We start from the raw sequence: 20,968 nt of genomic DNA on the forward strand, positions 1-20,968 counted from the left end.
TTAGTCCTGCGGGAATTCAAGTGTAAACTTGCTACCCTTGCCCACAGCGCTTTCTACCTTGATTTTTCCTTTGTGTGCATCGATGATGGCTTTTACATAGCTGAGACCCAGGCCGAAGCCTTTTACATTGTGTACGTTACCTGTATGTGCACGATAGAATTTTTCAAAGATACGTGAAATCGTATCACGACTCATCCCGATACCATTATCTGATACAGTGATGACAAGGCTCTTGCGGGTGCTGTAGGTAGAGATAATCACTTCCAGGTTCTCTTTGGAATACTTGATCGCATTGTCCAGCAGGTTAAAAATAACGTTGGAGAAATGTACGTCATCAGCCTGAATGATCGGGTTGATGGCATCCAGTCTCAGTTCAACGTGACCATTCTTGGAAGCCAGCTGCAGCTGTATATTTTCGACCGTATGCGTGATTACTTCATGCACATCGGTGGGTTGTAATTTTAATCCAATTTCGTTCTTTTCCAACAAGGCTGATTGCAGAATGCTTTCCACCTGTTTGTTCATACGTTTATTCTCTTCTTTGATGATACCGGAGAAGTAGCGGATCTTTTCTTTATTGTCCATGACCTTCTCATTGCCGATCGCATCGATGGCCAGCGAGATGGTGGCCAGCGGGGTTTTCAGCTCATGCGTCATGTTGTTGATGAAGTCAGATTTGATCTCGGAGATCTTCTTCTGGTTCAGCATGGTGCGGATGGTGAGTGCAAATGCAGTGATGATTACACCGGTAAAGAGAATACCACCGGCAACCATTTTTCCGAGAGACAGCAGGAAAGACATGTTATTGCGAGGTTGCAGTACCACCATGGTTTCCGTATTATCCGTCATGTATTCATAGCTACCTAACAGTGGCATGTATTTCACGAGGTAGTTTACACTATCCCGGGCTACAGCTGTGGCCATATTAGGGAAGCCGGCAGACTGCATTTTAATGCTGCTTTCGCCAAAGTTCCCTTTGCCTACGATCGCGAATTCAAAGGTGGTATCAAGCCCTTCGCGTTTCAGTCCGCTGATGAGCAGGTTTCTCACCTCTGCGGTCGTGAAGCGGTCACTGACAGCGATATTCAGGTCAAGTGTATTGAACTTATCGATCGTTAAACCTCTTTCGGTAGGCCTGACGCCGGGACCATTCATTTTCAGGCGAATTGCGGGACCGGAGCGTGCAAGCATTTCTTCCCGCACCCTATCAAGTACATTGATAGCGCGTTCTTCAATCTGCTCTCTGCGTACGATAGAGGCGTTATGGATCCAGCTAAACTGGATGTAAATGAGGCCCAGCAAGGATAGTGTAATTAACACCACAATGATGGGAAAGACTTTCTTCAGTGGTACCATTTCAGGATGCTCGTAAAGCGCACAATATACTCACATTCAGTGAGCGTTCCAGCGCTTATTTTGTTAAAACTGGATATTTGCTATAGCAACGTTAATATAAAATTAATACGCTAAAACCTTTTACCAGCTTGGATTACGCAAATAAATACCACTTTAACGTAATTTTAACTGGCCAAAGTCGTTTGTAATTCTCTTTCTTTACGTACATTTGCTATATCAAACTGGTACTAAATTTGATGTAACAGTTTAACAAACAAGCAATTTTAATTTTTCTACATACATCGACATGGATTCGTTCCATAAAGCGATTTAGATTTTGGTTGATAAAATGGTAAGGAGGCTTTCTAGCCTCCTTTATTTATTTTGCTGATGGCTACGCCATCAATAATAAAAAAATGCACGCCCTCCCTACTATACTTGCATTCAATTAGTTAAATTTGAGTAAGTGATAAAACTGAATGTGTATGGTAACCTTGTCGCCTGGAATATTGCTTATTTCTGACCCGTTCCTTAAAGATCCAAACTTCGCCCGCACCGTAGTACTACTCTGTGAGCACCAATCCAATAAAGGAAGTTTTGGCTTCGTCCTCAACAAACGTTTTGATCAAAATCTGCACGACCTCGTTCCAGACATATTGATTCCCAACATCCCTGTCTATTACGGAGGCCCGGTGCAGATAGACACCATCCACTTCGTTCATCAACAACCAGAACTCATCAAAGGTGGTTTCGAAATCATCAACGGTGTATACTGGGGTGGGGAATTTGATAAAGTTGTGAACCTGATCAATGCAGGCAAACTCGATATCAATAAGATCCGTTTCTTCATCGGCTATTCCGGTTGGAGTAGTGGACAGCTTGACAATGAATTAAATGAAAAAAGCTGGATACTTTCACCCAGCAATAAAGCCCTCATCTTCGATGAAAAAGATGAGAACATATGGAAACAAGCTTTAAAGAACCTGGGCAGTAACTTTGCCATCATGGCCAACTTCCCCATAGATCCATTATTAAATTAGCAACGTGTATACTGCACCGTTTGCCACTGATGAGCTGTAAATAGCTGGTTGTGGAAAAAAAAGAAAAAAAATATTTACAAGCCTAAAGACTCAGTTCCAACGACTAACGTTGTTGGCTGGATTTTAGTATCCCCCAACGACCACTCAGCACGAGGATATTTAAAAAAAATCAAATATCTTGCTTGAGCAAAATAGTAATGTAGTCAGAGCTATCTATTGTTGGTGACCCTGTTTATCAGTATTATGATTGGAAAAAGTGAACTAAACCGAAGTATAAACACCTATGAAGGACAAACCGATACACATGTTACGTATGCCTTCCTGGACTATAATTGAAACAACTAAAATATAATCACTTACCCTCTATTTCCGGTCAGGGGTTTGTGATAAATGTGACAGTTATACAATTAAAAAATCATTACATAATATAAGATATTCATTTTCATAGGAACAGGCCCAATTGCGGCTGTAGGATACTTGTATCCTGCGCGGCGTGGGTCCTGATTGTAAGACGCCCTGGCCAGTAATCTTACTGCGCTCCTTCAACAGGGTAATTATTAATTAGATTGGAATAGTTAGGACAAAACGAAGGCCGGGTAATCCTACCCGGCCTATTTCATTTATAGCTATTCGCTATTTCAGTTATATTGCTGATGCACCTTCTACAAGCACAGTCGCTTTATTCCTTAGTACTTCCACAAAACCACCTTCTATGTTATAGAATTCATTCTGTGACTTATCTTTCAGCACTTTCATTCTGCCCTTGCCCAATGCGGCAATCAACGGCGCGTGATTATTCAGCACTTCAAAAGAGCCGTCTATCCCTGGCAACTGTACGCCATACACTTCGCCAGAGTACAGTTTCTTTTCAGGTGTTAATACTTCTAATAACATATTAAAAGTTAAGGGTGATAAATGAATTAGTTCTTAGCTGCTTCCAGCAGTTTCTTACCTTTTTCGATAGCTGCTTCGATGTTACCTACCAGGTTGAATGCTGCTTCAGGATACTCATCAACTTCACCATCCATGATCATGTTGAAACCTTTGATAGTTTCTTCGATCGGAACCAGTACACCTTTCAGACCAGTAAACTGCTCTGCTACGTGGAAAGGCTGTGACAGGAAACGCTGTACACGACGTGCACGGCTAACTGTGAGTTTATCTTCGTCGCTCAATTCATCCATACCAAGGATCGCAATGATATCCTGCAGTTCTTTATAACGTTGCAGAATCATCTTCACACGCTGTGCACAGTTGTAGTGTGCTTCACCTACGATAGAAGGAGAAAGAATACGTGATGTAGAATCCAGTGGACTCACCGCAGGATAAATACCAAGGTCAGAGATCTTACGATCCAATACCGTAGTAGCATCCAGGTGCGCAAAGGTTGTAGCCGGAGCAGGGTCAGTCAAGTCATCCGCAGGTACATACACCGCCTGTACAGAAGTGATGGAACCATTCTTGGTTGAAGTGATACGCTCCTGCATCAGACCCATCTCTGTAGCCAGTGTAGGCTGATAACCCACCGCAGAAGGCATACGACCTAACAGTGCGGATACTTCAGAACCTGCCTGTGTGAAACGGAAGATGTTGTCAACGAAGAACAGGATATCTTTACCACCACCTGCAGTACCATCTCCATCACGGAAATATTCTGCAATAGTCAGACCAGACAATGCAACACGTGCACGGGCACCAGGAGGTTCGTTCATCTGACCAAAGATAAATGTAGCCTGAGATTGTTTCAGTTGTTCTTTATCAACAGCTGCCAGATCCCATCCACCATGTTCCATGGATTCAACGAATTTCTCACCATATTTAACGATACCAGCTTCGATCATTTCACGCATCAGGTCATTACCTTCACGGGTACGCTCACCCACACCTGCAAACACAGACAAACCTTCGTAACCTTTCGCAATGTTGTTGATCAGCTCCTGGATCAATACTGTTTTACCTACACCAGCACCACCGAACAATCCAATCTTACCACCTTTTGCATATGGTTCGATCAGGTCAATTACTTTGATACCGGTAAATAATACTTCTGTATCTGTAGCCAGATCCTCGAAACGAGGAGGCTTACGGTGAATAGGATAACCATTTGTAGTATCAATATCCCCCAGACCGTCAATAGCCTCACCTACCACGTTGAACAAGCGACCCTTAATACCATCGCCCACCGGCATTTTAATAGGAGCACCCTTGTCTGTTACCACCATTCCTCTCACGAAACCGTCTGTAGAGTCCATTGCAACGCAACGAACACTATCTTCGCCAAGGTGCTGCTGAACTTCCAGCACTACCTTCTGACCATTTTCGCGGGTAATTTCCAGTGCATTGTAGATTTCGGGTAGCTTCCCGTCGAAGTGGACGTCCACCACTGGACCGATAATTTGCTTGATCTTACCTGTGTTAGGCATATTTTTAAGAGGTTTATAAATGCTTAAAATGAGCGGTTTGTTAATTTTGCCGCAAAGGTAACAGTTAATAGGGGAAATTCAAAATACCGTGGATATTCCGCCGAAATTCCCCTTTTAAACGTGGCTTTGCGCTAATTATGTTAGACATAATTATTATGCATTCTCAGGTGTAAAAATAACAGGTCCAAGCCATTTGTCATGCATGATTGTCATCATTCTTATCCACATATAGAATCATACAAATGTTAGCATTATGCTAAAACCAGCCCCACAAAACCATTAAAACCCGCTACAGCTCAGCATTTAAGTAATCCGGCACAGGATTTGTTTTTATTATATCAAGCTAAATTCTGACACCGCGAACATCCGAAAATGAATGCAGCAGGCCAGCCTAAGCCACCAATAACACTTGATCAACTGTTATACACTACTCATTCGTAAACTATTAAATTTCAATTGATTCCTTTACTGCTGTAGAACTAAATCCTATACATTAAAGTAATCAGCCGCCAAAAAGATTACATATATGAAAAACATTAAACGATATATTTTCACAATAGCAATAGCAGCCTCCTTTGCTGCACTCCCCGGTATGTCCTGTGTAGCTGCCCGCCCTCCACAAGACTTTCAGGTTTCTAATGGCGGCTTCTACGATGCCCTTAGCCCTTATGGCCGCTGGGTCAATTATGGAGGTTACGGTGACTGCTGGATTCCAAATGCCGGACCTGATTTCCAACCCTATTCTACCAATGGTCACTGGGTATACACTGACTATGGCTGGACCTGGATGTCTGATTACGATTGGGGATGGGCTCCTTTCCACTACGGTCGCTGGACATATGACGACTATTATGGCTGGATCTGGATCCCAGGTTACGAATGGGGACCTGCATGGGTGAGCTGGAGAAACAGTACCGATTATTATGGCTGGGCACCTTTAGGTCCTGGTATGAGCATCGGCGTGAGTGTGAATATTCCCGTATCCTACTGGTCATTCGTACCCTGCCAGTACATTACCAACGCTTATGTAAGCCGATATTATGTACCTCATAATAATAGAGTAGAAGTTTATAACCGTACTACCATCATTAATAATACAACTATTATTAATAACCGCACCTACTACCGTGGCCCTGCCACCAGGGATGTAGAACGCTATACCAGGACAAACATCCGTCCAATGCGTGTGGAAAACAGTGATCGCCCAGGTCGTGGTTCAATAGGTAATGACCAGGTACGTGTATACCGTCCTAACCCAAATGACTTACGTCAGGGTCAGCAGAACCGGAACTTCTCCAGCGGTAACGGTAATAACAGGAATAACTTCGATAGACCTAATAGTCCGAATAATAATAACAACGTTCCTAACAGGGTTGATAACAGGAATAATAACGTTCCTAACAGGGGCAATAATAACAATAATAACAACCTCCCTAACAGGAATGATAATAACAATAACAACGTCCCTAACAGGGTCGATAATAGAAACAATAATAATAACACAAACAACATTAACAATGACCGGAACGACAATCGCAATTCTGACAGGGGCCTTGACAGGAATAACAATTCTAACAGGCCTGATCGTACCTCGCCTTCAACGCCTACGCCCAATACCAGTACGCGCACGCAGGTAAATGACCAGCAACGTATCCAGCAGCAGCAACAGCAGGAACGTGTTCGTCAACAGCAGCAGCAACAACGTGTTCAGCAGCAGCAAAATCAACAAAGGATACAGCAACAACAGCAACAGCAAAGGACTCAACAGGAACAACAACAGCGTATCCAGCAACAACAACAGCAGCAAAGAGCGCAACAGGAACAACAGCAGAGAGTTCAACAACAGCAACAACAACAACGTACCCAGCAGCAGCAACAGCAGCAAAGAGTGCAGCCACAGCCACAGCAGCAAAGGGTACAGCAACAACAGGCACAACAGCAATCCCAACCTTCCCGTACTGCTCCACGCAGAACTGAAAGGTAATATTGCCAGACTTTAATTATCAGAGACCATAAACCTCCCGATATATTTCATTGCTGACTTTTGAAAAGGTATGTTCCTCCTGGAACATACCTTTCTGCATTAAGATCAATTGTAATGGCTCCCAACCTTCCCTGTAAGGAGGCTGTAAATAAGGTGTGGAAAATGCAGCAAAACCCAGCGCTTCATAAAACCGGATCCGCCGCTGCGCATTAAGAGTATGCGGTAACTCGGTTTCTAATACTAACCGACCAAATCGCTCAAATAATAAGGTAATCACCTTCGTACCCATCCCCTGCCCTCTCATAGCAGGATCGATCGCAAAATGCTCTATAAACGTGAAATCAGTCAGTCCCCAACAAAACACAAACCCCACAAACCTTGCCCCCTCCATCACCTTCAGCAACTGCAATGCCCCCTCCACCAGCAACCGCTGTTGCGCAGGCAAAGGCCGCCGCTCCTCCTCAGGAAAGGCTGCCTCATACAATGCATTAACTTCAGGTGAAATAATTTTTGTGTGCTGGAACGATAACATGTCCCAAAGATAATTACTTATCCGGCGTACATTTAAAAGGATCCGGGTTAACTGGATCTACTACTTTATTTACAGCCCAGCAAAAATTCATAGACTGACTCGTAATACTCACTAACTTAATAACTACCTTCTGCCCCTTCCTGCTATCCGCCGCTCTCACCGACTTCGTCCCCTTCGCCCCTATATCACTGATAGTATACTGCTCTGTCTTAAATACTTCTCCATTTCCTCTCTGATACTCTACCGACACCACCACATTATCAACCACAAACTCCGTCTGGTTCTTCACAATAACATCCAGATCCTTTATCCCTCCCAGGAAACCAGTTCTGTAATCACTATTCGTCACCGCAATAAACTGCTTCCAGTTCTTTCTATAATAGATCCTGGGATCTACAAACTGCCCCTGGCTATTCTGCCGCTCCCTCACCTCTGCCCTGTCCGCAATCTGTTGCGCAGTATTACTACTCATGTCTAATGACTGCCTCAAATGACGATTCTCATTATTCAACCGTTCATTCTCTGCCAATATCTTCTTTACCCGCTGCTGCTGCCGGGAATAACTCATCACGAGAAAAATACCTAGAAAAATGATGATGATAATATATCCTACATTCCGTTTCATAACGGACTTATCTGAAAAAATGATGCCAGTGATAATATCACCCACTCCTTAAACGCAAACTAAATCTTCCCTCCTCTCTATATACCAGTATCTCTTTCCTCACGCTAAATTTGGCCTTTTGAAGAATAAATGTTCCCCCCATCAATTCTTAGAAGCTAATATATATTTACCAATCGTTATTTTTGCACCTCTAAATCTCCCCTATGGAACTTGTGATTGTAAATGATAAACACACAGCAAAGCAGTTTTTAGACGTTCATGTGCTGCTGAATAAAGATATTCCCGGATGGGTTCGTCCCCTGGATAAAGATATCAACGCGGTGTTTGATACGAAAAAGAACAAGGCATTCCGTCACGGAGAGTTGATCCGCTGGGTGCTGAAGGATGATAATGGCAAACTGATAGGCCGTATCGCCGCTTTTGTAAATAAGAAATATAAGAGCAAGGGAGATACCCAACCAACAGGTGGTATAGGCTTCTTCGATGCGATCAATGATCAGAAAGCTGCCAACTTCCTCTTTGACCATGCCCGTGACTGGCTGAAAGAAAGAGGAATGGAAGCCATGGATGGCCCTATCAACTTCGGTGAAAGAAACAACTGGTGGGGATTGCTGGTAGAAGGCTTTCACGAGCCGTTATATGCTATGAACTTCAATCCGCCATACTATAAGCAACTAATGGAAAATTATGGTTTCCTGCCATTCTTCCACCAGCATTGCTATGGTCGGGATGTGAAAGAGCGCGTGCAGGAAAAGTTTTATAACCGCCACGCCGCTATGGCAGCAGATCCTGCATTCTCTTCCAGCCACCTCAAAAAGAACCGGATGGAAAAGTATGTAAAAGACTTTGTGCATGTGTATAATAAAGCCTGGGCAGGCCACGGTGGTAATAAGGAGATGGGCTTCCAGCAGGCCATGAAGTTGTTTAAACAGATGAAACCTGTGATGGATGAAAAAATCATATGGTTCATTTATCACAACAATGAACCTATCGGCGCCTGGTTGAACCTGCCTTCCCTGAATGAGTATTTCAAACACTTGAATGGTAAATTTGGTCCCTTACAGATACTCAAACTCCTCTGGTTAAAGATGACCCGGGGTACCAAAACTTTTACAGGGATCTTATTTGGTATAGTACCTGAATTTCAGGGAACAGGTGCAGATGCTTACCTGGTACTGGAAGGTGGCGCTATTATCCAGAACAAGCTGAAATATGAAAAATACGAGATGCAATGGATTGGCGACTTCAATCCTAAAATGATCAATATGGCAGAAGGGCTGGGAACAACTATCACCCGTAGGTTAACGACTTACCGTTATCTTTTTGACAGAACCAAAGAATTCAAACGTCACCCACTACTCTGAGTTAACATACAAACGGCCTCCCTGAAAAGGAGGCCGTTTTAATTATAATACCTTTACACCCGCAGGAGGTAAATGTCTGATAATAGTGTTGTAAATATCTCTTTCCCTGAAAGGCTTCAACATACAATCATTAAATCCTAAATCTCTATACCGGCTATTCTCCGTAATCGTAATATCTGCAGTAATAGCCAGCACTGGTACGCTGGCTTTCGCCACATCCCTATCCTCCCTGATTTTCTTCACGACCTCCACCCCTGTCATCCCCGGCATCTGTACATCCAGCAGCACCAGGTCATAATCGTGCAAAGAGAATAATTTATACGCTTCAATACCATCTGCAGCCTTATCAAAATTACATTTCCAACGGCTCAGAATATGTGTAAGTAATAACAAATTCATCTCCTGGTCATCCGCCACCAGAACATGCCTGCCTTCCATAAAACTACCGGTCATATCCTCCAGCTCCCTGCGCGTAATCAAGGTCATACGAGCATCCGATACCTGGTATAAAATTTCAAATGCAAAAGTGCTGCCTTTGCCTGGCGTACTCTCAACATTTAAATTTGTACCATGCAGGTGCAGAATATGCTGAATAATAGCTAACCCTAATCCCGTTCCACTCATCAACCCCATTTGCGGAGGACGTGCTACACTATAAAATCCGAATAAATGAGGAAGCATGTTTATAGGAATACCTATACCGGTATCTTTAACCTCTACTCTTACCCACACTTTATCTTCAGCAGTTTTTGACACACGCAGTATAACCTGTATACCTCCCTGCGTGGTATACCTGATGGCGTTTTCCACCAGGTGTAGTATCACCTGTTTCAGACGTTGTTCATCACCCTGTACACGCAAATATTGATCGCCTTCATAAAGCGCATCAAAGTACAATCCTTTTTCCAAAGCAGCTTTTCGCTGCTCTTCAGTTACTGCATGAAAGGCAGCGTAGACTTCAAAAGGGTGTGCATTCAATTGCACCTCACCTTTTGCCAGGTTATATACTTCCTGTGCATTGTTCATAATGCGCAACAGCGTACTGGCAGCATGTTCAATAGAATACATGAATTCACGTTGTTCCTTATCCAGTATGGTATGAGAAAGCTGTTCACTCATGCCGATGATAGCATTGAGTGGTGTGCGCATTTCCCTGTTGAAATTTGTAATCATATCCAGCTTGCCTTTCATAGAATCAGACAAGGCAGATTGTGCATTTTTTAATTGCATCCGCAGGCGATAGATCATGACAATAACGCCACCGGCTATTAATAGAAATAATAGTGCTATGGTAATGGCAATAATACTATCGGGGGATTGCACCAGAAGGGGTACAATACATGAGGTCAACCTGGGTGCGACCATCCGCGACATCATAAGAAATTGAAATATTAAAATGATTGCTTACTACACGATAATTATGGTCCGTTCTGTGGTGCTTTAGCTGATATTAAGTTAGTGATTTATTTAATTATGGCCAATTCATTGCTGAGAGTGCCAGGCAAAAAAGAAAAATCTTCCATGCTGCCGCAATCCTTTCTCAAATTCCCTCATTTCCCCATCTCTACTTCTCAAAATAAAGTTATATTTATTCAGCTTTATTCAGCGATCATTATGCTAACTTGTTTGTATCTATGTCCAGCTTCTTTTCGGCCAGTTCCGAAAACTCCACAACCGTCCCACCTGCGGGATCATTCAGATTGCAGGTCCTCAAAATGATGGGAAGCATCCTGCTATTCTTCATCACCTATGGTCTTCTGCTCATCTATGCAGGTATACTCGCCGCCATTTTTCTCTGGGCCGGCGTCAGTCTTATCATGTTCGCCCCGCTCCACCCCATCACTATCTTATCTATATTCCTGTTCATCGCAGGACTGGGAATAATTTTCATGGGTATTATGCAGGTGTTGTTCCTGATCAAATTCCTCTTTACCCGCCAGCACCAGGACCTTTCACTCCGCATTCCCATCACCCGCAAAGAACAGCCGGCACTCTTCGACTGCCTCCAACAAATTGCGCGATCGACCAAAACCCGCTTCCCTAAAAAGGTGTACCTCGCCCCCGGTGTAAATGCCGCAGTCATTTATCCGGTAAAATTCCTGAACATGTTCTGGCCTGTCGGCAAAAAACTGGAAATAGGTTTAGGACTTGTCAACAGTCTGAACGTAAGTGAATTCAGCATGGCCATTGCACACGAATTCGGCCATTTTTCACAACGTAGTATGAAACTGGCCAGCTATGTTTACACCGTAAACAGGATGATCTACAACATGCTCTACGAAAACCAGAGCTGGCACAAAACCATGAGCTGGATTTCCAGCAGGTGGATCGTATTTGCTCTTCTGGCCCGCATCAATCTCCGGATCGTAAGCGATATACAAAAAGCATTACGACTCATGTACGGCATGGTCAACAGACAGTACATGCGCCTGAGAAGAGAAATGGAATTTCATGCAGATGCAGTCGCACTGACAGTAGCTGGTACAGATGCAGCCATTTCCGCCATGCGCAGGCTGGAAATAAGTGGGTTCTTTTATGAGCATTGTTTGCTGCAACTTCCTGAAATGGCACGACAGCAACGTCGCTTTGGAAATATATATGAAGTACACAGGTCATTGATCCGCCTATATGCCTCCCAACACGAAATAGCACTGGACGCACACCAGTTACCGCTGGTGACAGATAATTACTTTAGTTCATTCCTGCTAAGCAGGATACAATTACCCGATCAATGGGCCACACATCCTTCCCGCCAAGAACGGGAACAACGTTACATGGCAGCGAATATCCGCAAAGCCATTAAAGGAGAAAGTGCATGGCACCTATTTCAACATGCAGAAGAGCTGCAGGAGCGAATGTCCTCCTTACTCAGTCAATCTTTTATTCAGCCATCTGCTGAATATGTACCCTATCCGGTGGAAAACTTCATCGCAGAAACTGCCACCCGAATCAAAGATTACTCAATGCCGGCGATTTTCAATGAGTATTATGACAATCGCCCATTGCCAATTTTGCCTGAGGGGAATATTACCCCCTTGTCAGATGAACAGATGGCGACGCTCTCTGTTTCCACTTTGTACGCAGAAAACAAAGTCCAGCGTTTGCGTGCATATTTCAGGGATATGCAGGATGCCGATACCCTGCATGCAATACAGGAGGGACATATTAAAACGAGGTATTTTGAATTTGAAGGCAAACAATATCCGGTTACCGCTGCAGGCAAAGTACGTGCTAAGCTGCAATCCAGTATCCGGCAGGATACAGAGTGGCTACTGGCGCATGATACCCTGGCGATAAAATACCATTATACCATCATTTTTAAAAAAGATCCTGCCTATGCACAAAAACTACTGGAACAATATCACACGTTACTTGAACACCAGGCTACCTGCTGGCAACTAAATGATATTGTCGCAAGGATCCTTCATACCATCAGCTCACTATTCAGTGAACAGGGCCTGACGGTAGTGAGTGCCCAACCATATTTTGATAGCCTGGTAGATGAAGGCGCTTTATTAAAGAAGATCCTCCTCCGCCTGAAACAAATTCCGGAGGTAACAACGGGTTGGGAAAAAACTTTGCAGGAAAAGATCAGTCATTTCCTCCGGTATAATTATAATTATATAAATGGGAATGAGCCAATTATGGAAGAGATTACAAATCTGCACGAGATTAGTACAACCGTGATGGATCAATATAATAATTGTATCATCCTGATGAAAAAGGCATGGTTAGAAGCGGTGTTGTAATTATATCCCACATCCCTCTTTTCACCATTTCTCCTGAATTTTCTGTACTTTCGGCCTTCGTGAATAGCCTTTGAATATGGAGAATTTTATCGTTTCTGCCCGTAAATACAGACCACAGAACTTTTCTACAGTAGTAGGACAATCCCACATTACCACCACACTCAAAAACGCCATCCGCAATAACCAACTTGCGCATGCCTTTTTGTTCTGCGGTCCACGCGGTGTGGGAAAAACTACCTGTGCCCGTATCCTGGCAAAAACCATCAACTGCGAAAATCTCCAACCCGATGGCGAGGCCTGCAACCAATGTCACTCCTGCGTTTCCTTCAACGAAGGCAGCTCTTTCAATATCCATGAATTAGATGCCGCCTCCAACAACTCAGTAGATGACATCCGTACCCTTGTAGAACAGGTACGCTTTGCTCCTCAAGCGGGTAAATATAAAATCTATATCATAGATGAGGTACACATGCTCAGTTCCTCCGCGTTCAACGCATTCCTGAAAACGCTGGAAGAACCACCCTCCTATGCAATATTCATCCTGGCTACCACCGAAAAACATAAAATCCTCCCCACCATCCTGAGCCGATGCCAGATCTTCGATTTCAAGCGCATCACCATTCAGGATACCGTGGATCACTTACAGGAAATCTGTCAGAAAGAACACATTCAGGCCGAAAACGACGCACTGCACCTCGTAGCGCAAAAGACCGATGGCTGTATGCGTGACTCTCTCAGTACCCTGGATAAAATCGTCTCTTTCACCGGCGGAAAGCTCACCTACCAGAATACCCTGGAGCACCTCAACATCCTTGACTATGATTACTTCTTCAAACTCATGGATGGAGTACTGCAACAGGACGTAGCTGCTGCCCTCCTCATCTTTGACGAAATCCTTCAGAAAGGTTTCGAAGGAGACAACTTCCTCAATGGCTGGGCCGAATTCCTCCGCAACCTGCTGTTGTGCAAGGAAGACAAAGTCCTCCACCTGGTAGAAGTAAGTGGTAACCTGAAAGACCGCTACCGCCAGTTATCCGGCAAACTGAGTCCATCTTACCTGATCACCGCCCTCCACCTGCTGAACGAAACGGAGATCAACTACCGCATGGCGCGCAACAAACGTCTTCATGTGGAAATGGCACTGATCAAACTTTGTTTCCTGCAACAGGCAGTGAACTTAGTCAGCGATGACCAAACCGGGGAGGTAGTAAAAAAAAAACTGGTAGCTGACGGTTCTGCACCGCAAAAGCTTCGGGCACCGATCGCACAAGCCACCCCTGCCAAAGCAGGCCAGCCAGCTACAAGTGCATCAATTGCTGCTAATGAGCCAAAGCTTACTATAGAAAATACAGCAGCACAGCATACTTCATATAATTCTTCTCAAACGGCTTCCGGGCATACGAATTCTCAAACTGGCTCCGGGCGGACTGCGTATTCCCAATCATCTTCCGGACAGTCGCATGCGCAGACGCCCGCCGGGCAGACTGCTTATACTCAGACCGCTTCCGGACAAACGAATTCTCAAACAGCCTCCGGGCAGACTGCTTATGCTCAGGCACCTTCCGGACAAGCAGCCAATTCCCATACGGCATCCGGGCATGCAACACCTGCTCAAACCTCCTCCGGACAAGCAACTTCCAAACCTGCCCAACCAGCGGCCAATGTACCAAAGGTATCAGGTCTGGCAGCCATGAAGCAGGCCTTTGCAGCATCCCAATCCACTGAAACCAAACAGGAAATCATTCCGATGACCCTGGGTGCCCTGCATGTATACTGGGAAGAATTTATCGACCGCTTCCGTCAGGCTAACAAAATGACAGTCGTAAGCAACTTACAACTGGCTGCAATCTCCATGAACGGACCTGAAGAGATCGGAATTACCAGCAGAAATATTGTGCAATTCCGCTTCATGGAAGAAGAAAAATTGTCCATCTCGGCTTTCTTCAAAGAGAAATTCCGAAACAACGGGCTGGTACTGACATTACATCTCGACGAATCACAGCAAACAGCGGATATTGGCCCTGCGCCTTTATCCAGCCGTGAGAAATTTGCGAAGATGGTAGAAAAATATCCACTTGTGAAAGAGTTGAAAGACAAACTAAATTTGGAACTCGATTTTTAATACCGTTTATAATCAGCAGAAGATCACGAATACGACTTTCACAATTCGCAATTCTTTTGTAGGTTTGAGCAAAATTTGGAAAAATACTATGGCAGAAGTTATCAGAATGCCCCTTTTGAGTGACACGATGACAGAAGGGGTGATCGCGGAATGGCATAAAAAGGTAGGCGATACCGTAAAAGCAGACGATGTAATTGCTGAGGTGGAAACTGATAAGGCCACCATGGAAGTGATGGGATATGTAGAGGGTACGTTATTATATATAGGTGTAGAGAAGGGAAAGGCTGCTAAAGTAAATGAAGTAATAGCTATTGTTGGTAAACCGGGTGAAGACTTCCAGTCTTTACTGGGTGGTGCTGCTCCAGCTCCGGCTGCCGCACCTGCACAACAGGAAGCTCAGGCACCAGCTCCAGCTGCTGATAATGCTGCTCCGGCACCAGCTGCCGATAATGCTGCTGCTGCAGAGGCGCTGAAAAATGCTACTGTAATCCGTATGCCACTCCTGAGCGATACGATGACAGAAGGTAAAATCGTTGCCTGGAATAAGAAAGTAGGCGACACCGTGAAAAGCGATGACGTACTGGCTGAAGTGGAAACCGACAAGGCGACCATGGAAGTAATTGGTTACGCTGACGGTGAATTATTATATGTAGGCGTAAAAGAAGGTGATGCTGCCAAAGTAAATGGTATTATCGCTATCGTAGGTAAGAAAGGTACAAATGTGGAGGCTATCTTGGCTGCTGAAGGTCAGGGTGGTGCTAAACCAGCTGCTGCCGCTGCTGCTCCTGCCGCTCAAACTGCTGCTCCTGCTGCAAATGCAGCTCCGACAGCAACTCCTGAAGCTGCTGCTGACGCTAACGGTCGTGTGAAAGCATCTCCGCTGGCTAAGAAACTGGCGCAGGAAAAAGGTATCGATATCAATAAAGTACCTGGTTCCGGCGATAACGGTAGAATCGTGAAGAAAGATGTGGACGGATTCGTTCCATCTGCAGCACCTGCTGCTACCGCTACCGCTGCTGCACCTGCTGCTGCGAAAACAGCACCAGCTTTTGCACCTGCCGGCCAGGAAGGTTACACAGATATTCAGCTTACTCAGATGCGTAAAGTGATCGCTAAGCGCCTGAGCGAAAGCAAATTCTCTGCTCCTCACTTCTACCTGAAAGTGGATGTGAATATGGACAAGGCAATGGATGCCCGTAAAGCAATTAACGAGGTATCTCCTGTTAAGATCTCCTTCAATGATATGGTGATCAAAGCAGCTGCCCTGGCCCTGCGTCAGCATCCTGATGTGAACAGCAGCTGGATGGGTGATTTCATCCGCCAGAACCACCACATACACATCGGTTCCGCTGTAGCAATCGAAGATGGTCTGATCGTACCGGTTATCCGCTTCGCTGACCAGAAATCTCTGAGCCAGATCGCAGCTGATGCTAAAGGTCTGTACGACAAAGCTAAAAACAAGAAACTCCAACCACAGGACTTCACTGGTAATACCTTCACTATCTCTAACCTGGGTATGATGGGTATCGATGAATTCACTGCAATCATCAATCCTCCGGATTCTGCGATCCTGGCTGTTGGTGGTATCAAGGAAACAGTAGTATCTGAGAAAGGACAGTTTAAGGCTGTTAATATCATGAAACTGACCCTGAGCTGTGATCACCGTAGTGTAGATGGATCTGTAGGTGCGAAGTTCCTCGCGACACTGAAAGGTTACCTGGAAAACCCGGTTACAATGCTGGTATAGTCCAACAAGATATAATTTTGAAAAGCGGCTTCCTGTAGGAAGCCGCTTTTTTTATTTATATTTATACTAAATCCAGTCACAATGGAACCTCTCAGGAATGCATTAAACTGGTTCGAAATCCCTGTCCACGACTTCGACAGAGCAAAGAAATTCTACAGCCAGATCCTTGGCTGCGACCTTCCCGAACAAACTTCCGGATTCAAAAAAATGGCCTTCTTCCCCTTCGACTCCTCCACTGGTGCAGGCGGCGCACTCGTCCATGGCACGGAATACCTCCCCAGCCAACGCGGAGCGCTGATTTACCTCAACGCCGGCGAAGACCTCACCCCCATCCTCGACCGCGTCGAAGCCGCCGGTGGCAAAATTGAACTTGACAAACGCCCCATCTCCGACATCCCCCTCCCCGGCTTCTTCGCCATCATCTACGACACCGACGGCAACCGCATCGCGCTCCATTCCCGTACCTAATCTTCAATTAGTTTTCACAAACTTTTGAAAGTTCAAAAACATAATATACCTTTATGTTATCAATAAGGAAGCAATGAAATTATCGGAAGCAAAAGCACAATTCATCCAGACATGGGGTTCACTCGGAGCGCAATGGGGAATCAACCGGACTATGGCCCAAATTCACGCTTTGCTAATGATCATGCCTGATCCACTGAGTGCAGACGAAATCATGGCAGAACTGAATATTTCACGTGGCAATACCAATATGAATGTGCGTGAGCTCATCAACTGGGGTATCGTAGATCGTGTCCTCGTTCCCGGCGAAAGAAAAGAATATTTCACTGCCGAAAAAGACATCTACAAAGTCGCCAAGGAAATAGCCAGGGAAAGAAAACGACGTGAACTGGAACCGATTCTCAAAACCCTGGATCAACTCCAGGAAGTAGAAGGAGATCCAAAAGACAAGCACGTGCAATCTTTCAAAGATTCTATTACTGAAATAAACAAATTCGCGCATCAGACAGATAAAACCCTGAGTTTATTTGTAAAAGCAGATGAAAACTGGTTTTATTCTACCCTGATTAAGCTGTTTAAATAATTAACTGGAAAGGTCTTCAGGACAAACAGTCTGAAGCTCTTTCAAACCATTTGCCTGAAAGCTCATCCTACAGGCATTTCAACTAATCAAAGGCGGCCCTCCGCCTTCTTTTTTCAAAACATGTTTCAATAATTACTGAAAGTTCAGAATATGAAAAACAAAAAGATCATCATCGCTGGCGGCACAGGCTTCATCGGCACAGGCCTGACTCACTACTTCGGCCATGACAACGACATCATCATCCTCACCCGCCACCCTCTCCCTGCCCATGACCGTGTCTCCTACGCCTCCTGGGATGGAAAATCCCTCGGCAACTGGGTACACCACCTCGAAAATGCCGACCTACTCATTAATCTCACCGGTAAATCTGTCAACTGCCGCTACACCCCCGAAAATAAACAAGCCATCTTCGACAGTCGTACCAACGCTACCGACGTCATAGCCGCCGCCTTTCGTTCCATTCCCAATCCCCCAAAAGTCTGGATCAACGCCGCTTCTGCCACCATCTACCGCCATGCAGAAGATCATCCCATGGATGAATTCAATGGTGAAATAGAAAACGACTTCTCTGTGCAGGTCTGCAAAAAATGGGAAGCAGGTTTCAACGAAGCCACCGTACCCGCAGGTGTGCGCAAAGCTGTATTACGCATCGCCATCACAATCGGTGCCGAAGGAGGTGTATTATCCCCTTACCTGAACCTGGTAAAATTTGGCCTGGGTGGTTACCAGGGCAGTGGCCAACAGCGTTTCAGCTGGGTACATATCACAGATGTAGCCCGTATGATGGAATGGATTTTCGAAAACCCATCCCTCGAAGGCACCTTCAATTGCAGTGCTCCACACCCTACCACTAACCGTGAATTCATGCGCACGTTACGCAAAGCTGCCGGCCACCTGTTCGGTCTGCCAGCCCCCACCTGGATGCTGAAAATCGGCGCCTGTCTCATTGGCACAGAAGCAGAATTACTCCTGAAAAGCAGGTGGGTACTACCTACCCGCGCCACACAGGCTGGCTTTACATTTCAGTATCCCCACCTGAAACCCGCTATGGAAAACATTATACAAAGCCTGCCAAGAAGACGGTATCACCTCTTCTAACAATGATCTGGTGTAAAGTTTGATATTATATAAATATGAGCGACAAGAAAAAAACCGTGGTATTGGGTGCATCACCTAATCCTGACAGATATAGTTTCCTGGCTGTGAATAGATTGGCGGCCAATGGGCATCCGGTGGTAGCTATTGGTAAAAGGGCTGCTCAGATTGGAAGTATTCCCATTGTTACCGACCACACTTCGCAGGAAGATGTGGATACAGTAACCCTGTATATGAACCCTGGGAACCAAAAGGAATATTATGATTATATCATGAATTTGCATCCCAAACGCATCATCTTCAATCCTGGTACTGAAAATGACGAATTAGCGAAAATGGCGGAAGATAAAGGGATTGATACATTAGAAGCTTGTACATTGGTACTCCTCAGTACCGGACAATATTGATTGCTTTTTTCATAAAAAGAGGGGGATTGCTTTTGCAGTCCCCCTCTTTACATTTATACCATACTCAACCTACCCAAATAAGTTGTATATTCGGTTATCCTAATATCCCCATCAGCCCGGCACTAAATCATCGACTGGCTTTAACTACATCAACACCGCCTTTTCACTCTAATCATATATAATCATGAAATGGAGAAGATTCAACGGCGAACAAATCCAATTGCCAATTAAGGAAGAAGTCCGCGAGGCTATCATCCGCGAAACCGCAAAAGGCTTTCACCTGAAAGTATGTATCGGCACCGACTCCCAGGTCAAAGGCGCTGACACAGAATTCGCTACCGTTATTGTATTTCTGCGCGAAGGACATGGAGGTTTTATGTTCATTCACAATGAAAAAACCCGCGACGTCTACTCTATCAAAGAGCGCATGCTCATAGAAGTAGCCAAAAGCATCGAAATCGCCTACGAACTCTGTGACATGTTTACTAAATATGACGTAGACATGGAAGTACATGCAGACATCAACACCAACCCCCAGTTTAAAAGTAACCTGGCTTTACGCGAAGCCATGGGTTATATACTGGGTATGGGCTTCGCCTTCAAAGCCAAGCCAGACGCGTTTGCCAGCAGTTGCTGTGCCGATAAGGTAGTCAACTGACAAACGTAGTTCACATCGCTTTCATGGTTTTAGGATGTGTGCTCACACATCCAGGGATTTTATCCCCCATAAAATTTTAAAAACCGCCCCCTCTACTACCTCCCGAATGTTATGTTAAAGTGGCCCCCCCACTGTATCCCCCCTCCTTCGCTACAATTGGCACCTCACCTTCTCATTTTTCAAAAATTCTTCGTAACTTATATCGTTACCTAACCTACAATAAAATAAAGGGATCAAAATGAGACCCATTTCTGTCACTGTCACACTAGTAGCGATATTAGCAACCTTTGCCTGCAAAAAAGAGAACCTTGCAGACAACCCATCCAGCAAACTTCAGGGTAGCTGGCGACTGATACAAACCGTCTCCGGCAAGCATCTTAGCCTGGTAGATAGTAGCGCGCTCAATACCATTACCTTCAATGGCAATACTATGCTCACTTACCGTCACGATACCCTCGTGAACCGGGAGTCTTTCCTTATGGCTTTCAAAGCTGACCGTCTTCCTTACCTGGTCTCTGACAAAGACCCCTGGAATCCAAGAATTTACAGCTGCACCTTTTGCACCTCTGCTGATACACTATATCTATCGGCTGTACATATGGTTGATGGGGTTAAAGCCACTTATGTTCGTGTAAAAAATAAAGGAGCACTGTAACAGCGCCCCTTTATTTAAATAATATGGTATACAGTTTAGGTAATTACCTGAACTGTATGTTTATTTTATCTATTCAGGGCAGGCCCGCGCTCCTCCTTCAATCATCCTAAACTGCACCCGGTTTACGCAATCATCCTAAACTGCCCCTAGTTTATGCAATCGCCCTAAACCGCCTGTTCATCCG

General features: G+C 44.9%; 18 protein-coding genes. 12 read left to right on the forward strand and 6 right to left on the reverse strand.

What is annotated here, in order from left to right; all coding sequences use genetic code 11:
* Positions 1–1,356, reverse strand: coding sequence for a HAMP domain-containing sensor histidine kinase (locus SIO70_RS32190; protein ID WP_320577873.1), 1,356 nt, complete (start codon positions 1,354–1,356; stop codon positions 1–3).
* 464 nt (positions 1,357–1,820) lie between these two features.
* Here SIO70_RS32190 and SIO70_RS32195 point away from each other — a divergent pair, with 464 nt between their 5' ends.
* Entirely contained in the window at positions 1,821–2,375 is a 555-nt protein-coding gene (locus SIO70_RS32195) for a YqgE/AlgH family protein (RefSeq protein WP_320577875.1), read from the forward strand.
* A gap of 642 nt (positions 2,376–3,017) precedes the next feature.
* Here the strand turns inward: SIO70_RS32195 and atpC are convergent.
* Positions 3,018–3,269 (reverse strand): ATP synthase F1 subunit epsilon, encoded by a 252-nt coding sequence (gene atpC / locus SIO70_RS32200; protein WP_072359281.1) that lies wholly within the window; start codon positions 3,267–3,269, stop codon positions 3,018–3,020.
* A 26-nt stretch (positions 3,270–3,295) separates the two neighbouring features.
* The gene (atpD, locus tag SIO70_RS32205; protein WP_320577878.1) at positions 3,296–4,798 is read right to left on the reverse strand and encodes a F0F1 ATP synthase subunit beta; all 1,503 of its coding nucleotides are present in this window, start codon (positions 4,796–4,798) and stop codon (positions 3,296–3,298) included.
* Positions 4,799–5,324: 526 nt separating this feature from the next.
* Between atpD and SIO70_RS32210 the strand changes: the two genes are divergently transcribed.
* Positions 5,325–6,782: a DUF6600 domain-containing protein gene (locus SIO70_RS32210; RefSeq protein ID WP_320577880.1), complete on the forward strand. Its 1,458-nt coding sequence runs from the start codon at positions 5,325–5,327 to the stop codon at positions 6,780–6,782.
* A gap of 19 nt (positions 6,783–6,801) precedes the next feature.
* On the opposite strand, the gene SIO70_RS32215 is transcribed toward SIO70_RS32210, so the two are convergent.
* Complete coding sequence (locus SIO70_RS32215) at positions 6,802–7,314, reverse strand: GNAT family N-acetyltransferase (RefSeq protein WP_320577882.1); 513 nt, start codon at positions 7,312–7,314, stop codon at positions 6,802–6,804.
* 13 nt (positions 7,315–7,327) lie between these two features.
* Positions 7,328–7,939 carry a hypothetical protein gene (locus SIO70_RS32220; protein ID WP_320577884.1) on the reverse strand — a complete coding sequence of 204 codons (612 nt, stop codon included), beginning with the start codon at positions 7,937–7,939 and terminating at the stop codon, positions 7,328–7,330.
* A gap of 203 nt (positions 7,940–8,142) precedes the next feature.
* Between SIO70_RS32220 and SIO70_RS32225 the strand changes: the two genes are divergently transcribed.
* Positions 8,143–9,303 carry a hypothetical protein gene (locus tag SIO70_RS32225; protein ID WP_320577886.1) on the forward strand — a complete coding sequence of 387 codons (1,161 nt, stop codon included), beginning with the start codon at positions 8,143–8,145 and terminating at the stop codon, positions 9,301–9,303.
* 42 nt (positions 9,304–9,345) lie between these two features.
* Here the strand turns inward: SIO70_RS32225 and SIO70_RS32230 are convergent, their stop codons facing one another.
* On the reverse strand, positions 9,346–10,680 hold the full coding sequence (locus SIO70_RS32230) for an ATP-binding protein (protein ID WP_320577888.1): 1,335 nt from the start codon (positions 10,678–10,680) through the stop codon (positions 9,346–9,348).
* 257 nt (positions 10,681–10,937) lie between these two features.
* Here SIO70_RS32230 and SIO70_RS32235 point away from each other — a divergent pair, with 257 nt between their 5' ends.
* The 9 genes from SIO70_RS32235 (at position 10,938) to SIO70_RS32275 (ending at position 20,784) form a co-directional block, all read left to right on the forward strand.
* A complete protein-coding gene (locus SIO70_RS32235; protein WP_320577890.1) occupies positions 10,938–13,052 on the forward strand; it encodes a M48 family metallopeptidase in 2,115 nt (704 codons plus the stop codon).
* Positions 13,053–13,128: 76 nt separating this feature from the next.
* Entirely contained in the window at positions 13,129–15,174 is a 2,046-nt protein-coding gene (locus SIO70_RS32240) for a DNA polymerase III subunit gamma/tau (protein ID WP_320577893.1), read from the forward strand.
* A gap of 88 nt (positions 15,175–15,262) precedes the next feature.
* Positions 15,263–16,921, forward strand: a complete 1,659-nt coding sequence (locus SIO70_RS32245; RefSeq protein ID WP_320577895.1) for a pyruvate dehydrogenase complex dihydrolipoamide acetyltransferase — start codon at positions 15,263–15,265, stop codon at positions 16,919–16,921.
* Between the two features lie 81 nt (positions 16,922–17,002).
* Positions 17,003–17,389: a VOC family protein gene (locus SIO70_RS32250; RefSeq protein ID WP_320577897.1), complete on the forward strand. Its 387-nt coding sequence runs from the start codon at positions 17,003–17,005 to the stop codon at positions 17,387–17,389.
* A gap of 73 nt (positions 17,390–17,462) precedes the next feature.
* On the forward strand, positions 17,463–17,969 hold the full coding sequence (locus SIO70_RS32255; RefSeq protein WP_320577899.1) for a GbsR/MarR family transcriptional regulator: 507 nt from the start codon (positions 17,463–17,465) through the stop codon (positions 17,967–17,969).
* Positions 17,970–18,119: 150 nt separating this feature from the next.
* Positions 18,120–19,067, forward strand: a complete 948-nt coding sequence (locus tag SIO70_RS32260; protein ID WP_320577901.1) for a TIGR01777 family oxidoreductase — start codon at positions 18,120–18,122, stop codon at positions 19,065–19,067.
* Between the two features lie 35 nt (positions 19,068–19,102).
* The gene (locus tag SIO70_RS32265; RefSeq protein WP_320577904.1) at positions 19,103–19,471 is read left to right on the forward strand and encodes a CoA-binding protein; all 369 of its coding nucleotides are present in this window, start codon (positions 19,103–19,105) and stop codon (positions 19,469–19,471) included.
* Between the two features lie 184 nt (positions 19,472–19,655).
* On the forward strand, positions 19,656–20,129 hold the full coding sequence (locus SIO70_RS32270) for a ribonuclease H-like YkuK family protein (protein ID WP_083720258.1): 474 nt from the start codon (positions 19,656–19,658) through the stop codon (positions 20,127–20,129).
* A gap of 238 nt (positions 20,130–20,367) precedes the next feature.
* On the forward strand, positions 20,368–20,784 hold the full coding sequence (locus SIO70_RS32275) for a hypothetical protein (protein WP_320577908.1): 417 nt from the start codon (positions 20,368–20,370) through the stop codon (positions 20,782–20,784).
* Positions 20,785–20,968: the final 184 nt, after the last annotated feature.

It is taken from the genome of Chitinophaga sancti (assembly GCF_034087045.1).
GTDB classification, from domain to species: Bacteria; Bacteroidota; Bacteroidia; order Chitinophagales; family Chitinophagaceae; genus Chitinophaga; species Chitinophaga sancti_B.

Excerpts from the sequence above, each read along its gene's own strand:
- SIO70_RS32230 (WP_320577888.1), bottom strand. The coding sequence starts at position 10,680 with ATGATGTCGCGGATGGTCGCACCCAGGTTGACCTCATGTATTGTACCC.
- SIO70_RS32240 (WP_320577893.1), top strand. The coding sequence starts at position 13,129 with ATGGAGAATTTTATCGTTTCTGCCCGTAAATACAGACCACAGAACTTT.
- SIO70_RS32215 (WP_320577882.1), bottom strand. The coding sequence starts at position 7,314 with ATGTTATCGTTCCAGCACACAAAAATTATTTCACCTGAAGTTAATGCA.
- SIO70_RS32275 (WP_320577908.1), top strand. The coding sequence starts at position 20,368 with ATGAGACCCATTTCTGTCACTGTCACACTAGTAGCGATATTAGCAACC.
- SIO70_RS32210 (WP_320577880.1), top strand. The coding sequence starts at position 5,325 with ATGAAAAACATTAAACGATATATTTTCACAATAGCAATAGCAGCCTCC.
- atpC (WP_072359281.1), bottom strand. The coding sequence starts at position 3,269 with ATGTTATTAGAAGTATTAACACCTGAAAAGAAACTGTACTCTGGCGAA.
- SIO70_RS32250 (WP_320577897.1), top strand. The coding sequence starts at position 17,003 with ATGGAACCTCTCAGGAATGCATTAAACTGGTTCGAAATCCCTGTCCAC.
- SIO70_RS32245 (WP_320577895.1), top strand. The coding sequence starts at position 15,263 with ATGGCAGAAGTTATCAGAATGCCCCTTTTGAGTGACACGATGACAGAA.
- SIO70_RS32255 (WP_320577899.1), top strand. The coding sequence starts at position 17,463 with ATGAAATTATCGGAAGCAAAAGCACAATTCATCCAGACATGGGGTTCA.
- atpD (WP_320577878.1), bottom strand. The coding sequence starts at position 4,798 with ATGCCTAACACAGGTAAGATCAAGCAAATTATCGGTCCAGTGGTGGAC.
- SIO70_RS32235 (WP_320577890.1), top strand. The coding sequence starts at position 10,938 with ATGTCCAGCTTCTTTTCGGCCAGTTCCGAAAACTCCACAACCGTCCCA.
- SIO70_RS32190 (WP_320577873.1), bottom strand. The coding sequence starts at position 1,356 with ATGGTACCACTGAAGAAAGTCTTTCCCATCATTGTGGTGTTAATTACA.
- SIO70_RS32265 (WP_320577904.1), top strand. The coding sequence starts at position 19,103 with ATGAGCGACAAGAAAAAAACCGTGGTATTGGGTGCATCACCTAATCCT.
- SIO70_RS32225 (WP_320577886.1), top strand. The coding sequence starts at position 8,143 with ATGGAACTTGTGATTGTAAATGATAAACACACAGCAAAGCAGTTTTTA.
- SIO70_RS32220 (WP_320577884.1), bottom strand. The coding sequence starts at position 7,939 with ATGAAACGGAATGTAGGATATATTATCATCATCATTTTTCTAGGTATT.
- SIO70_RS32195 (WP_320577875.1), top strand. The coding sequence starts at position 1,821 with ATGGTAACCTTGTCGCCTGGAATATTGCTTATTTCTGACCCGTTCCTT.
- SIO70_RS32270 (WP_083720258.1), top strand. The coding sequence starts at position 19,656 with ATGAAATGGAGAAGATTCAACGGCGAACAAATCCAATTGCCAATTAAG.
- SIO70_RS32260 (WP_320577901.1), top strand. The coding sequence starts at position 18,120 with ATGAAAAACAAAAAGATCATCATCGCTGGCGGCACAGGCTTCATCGGC.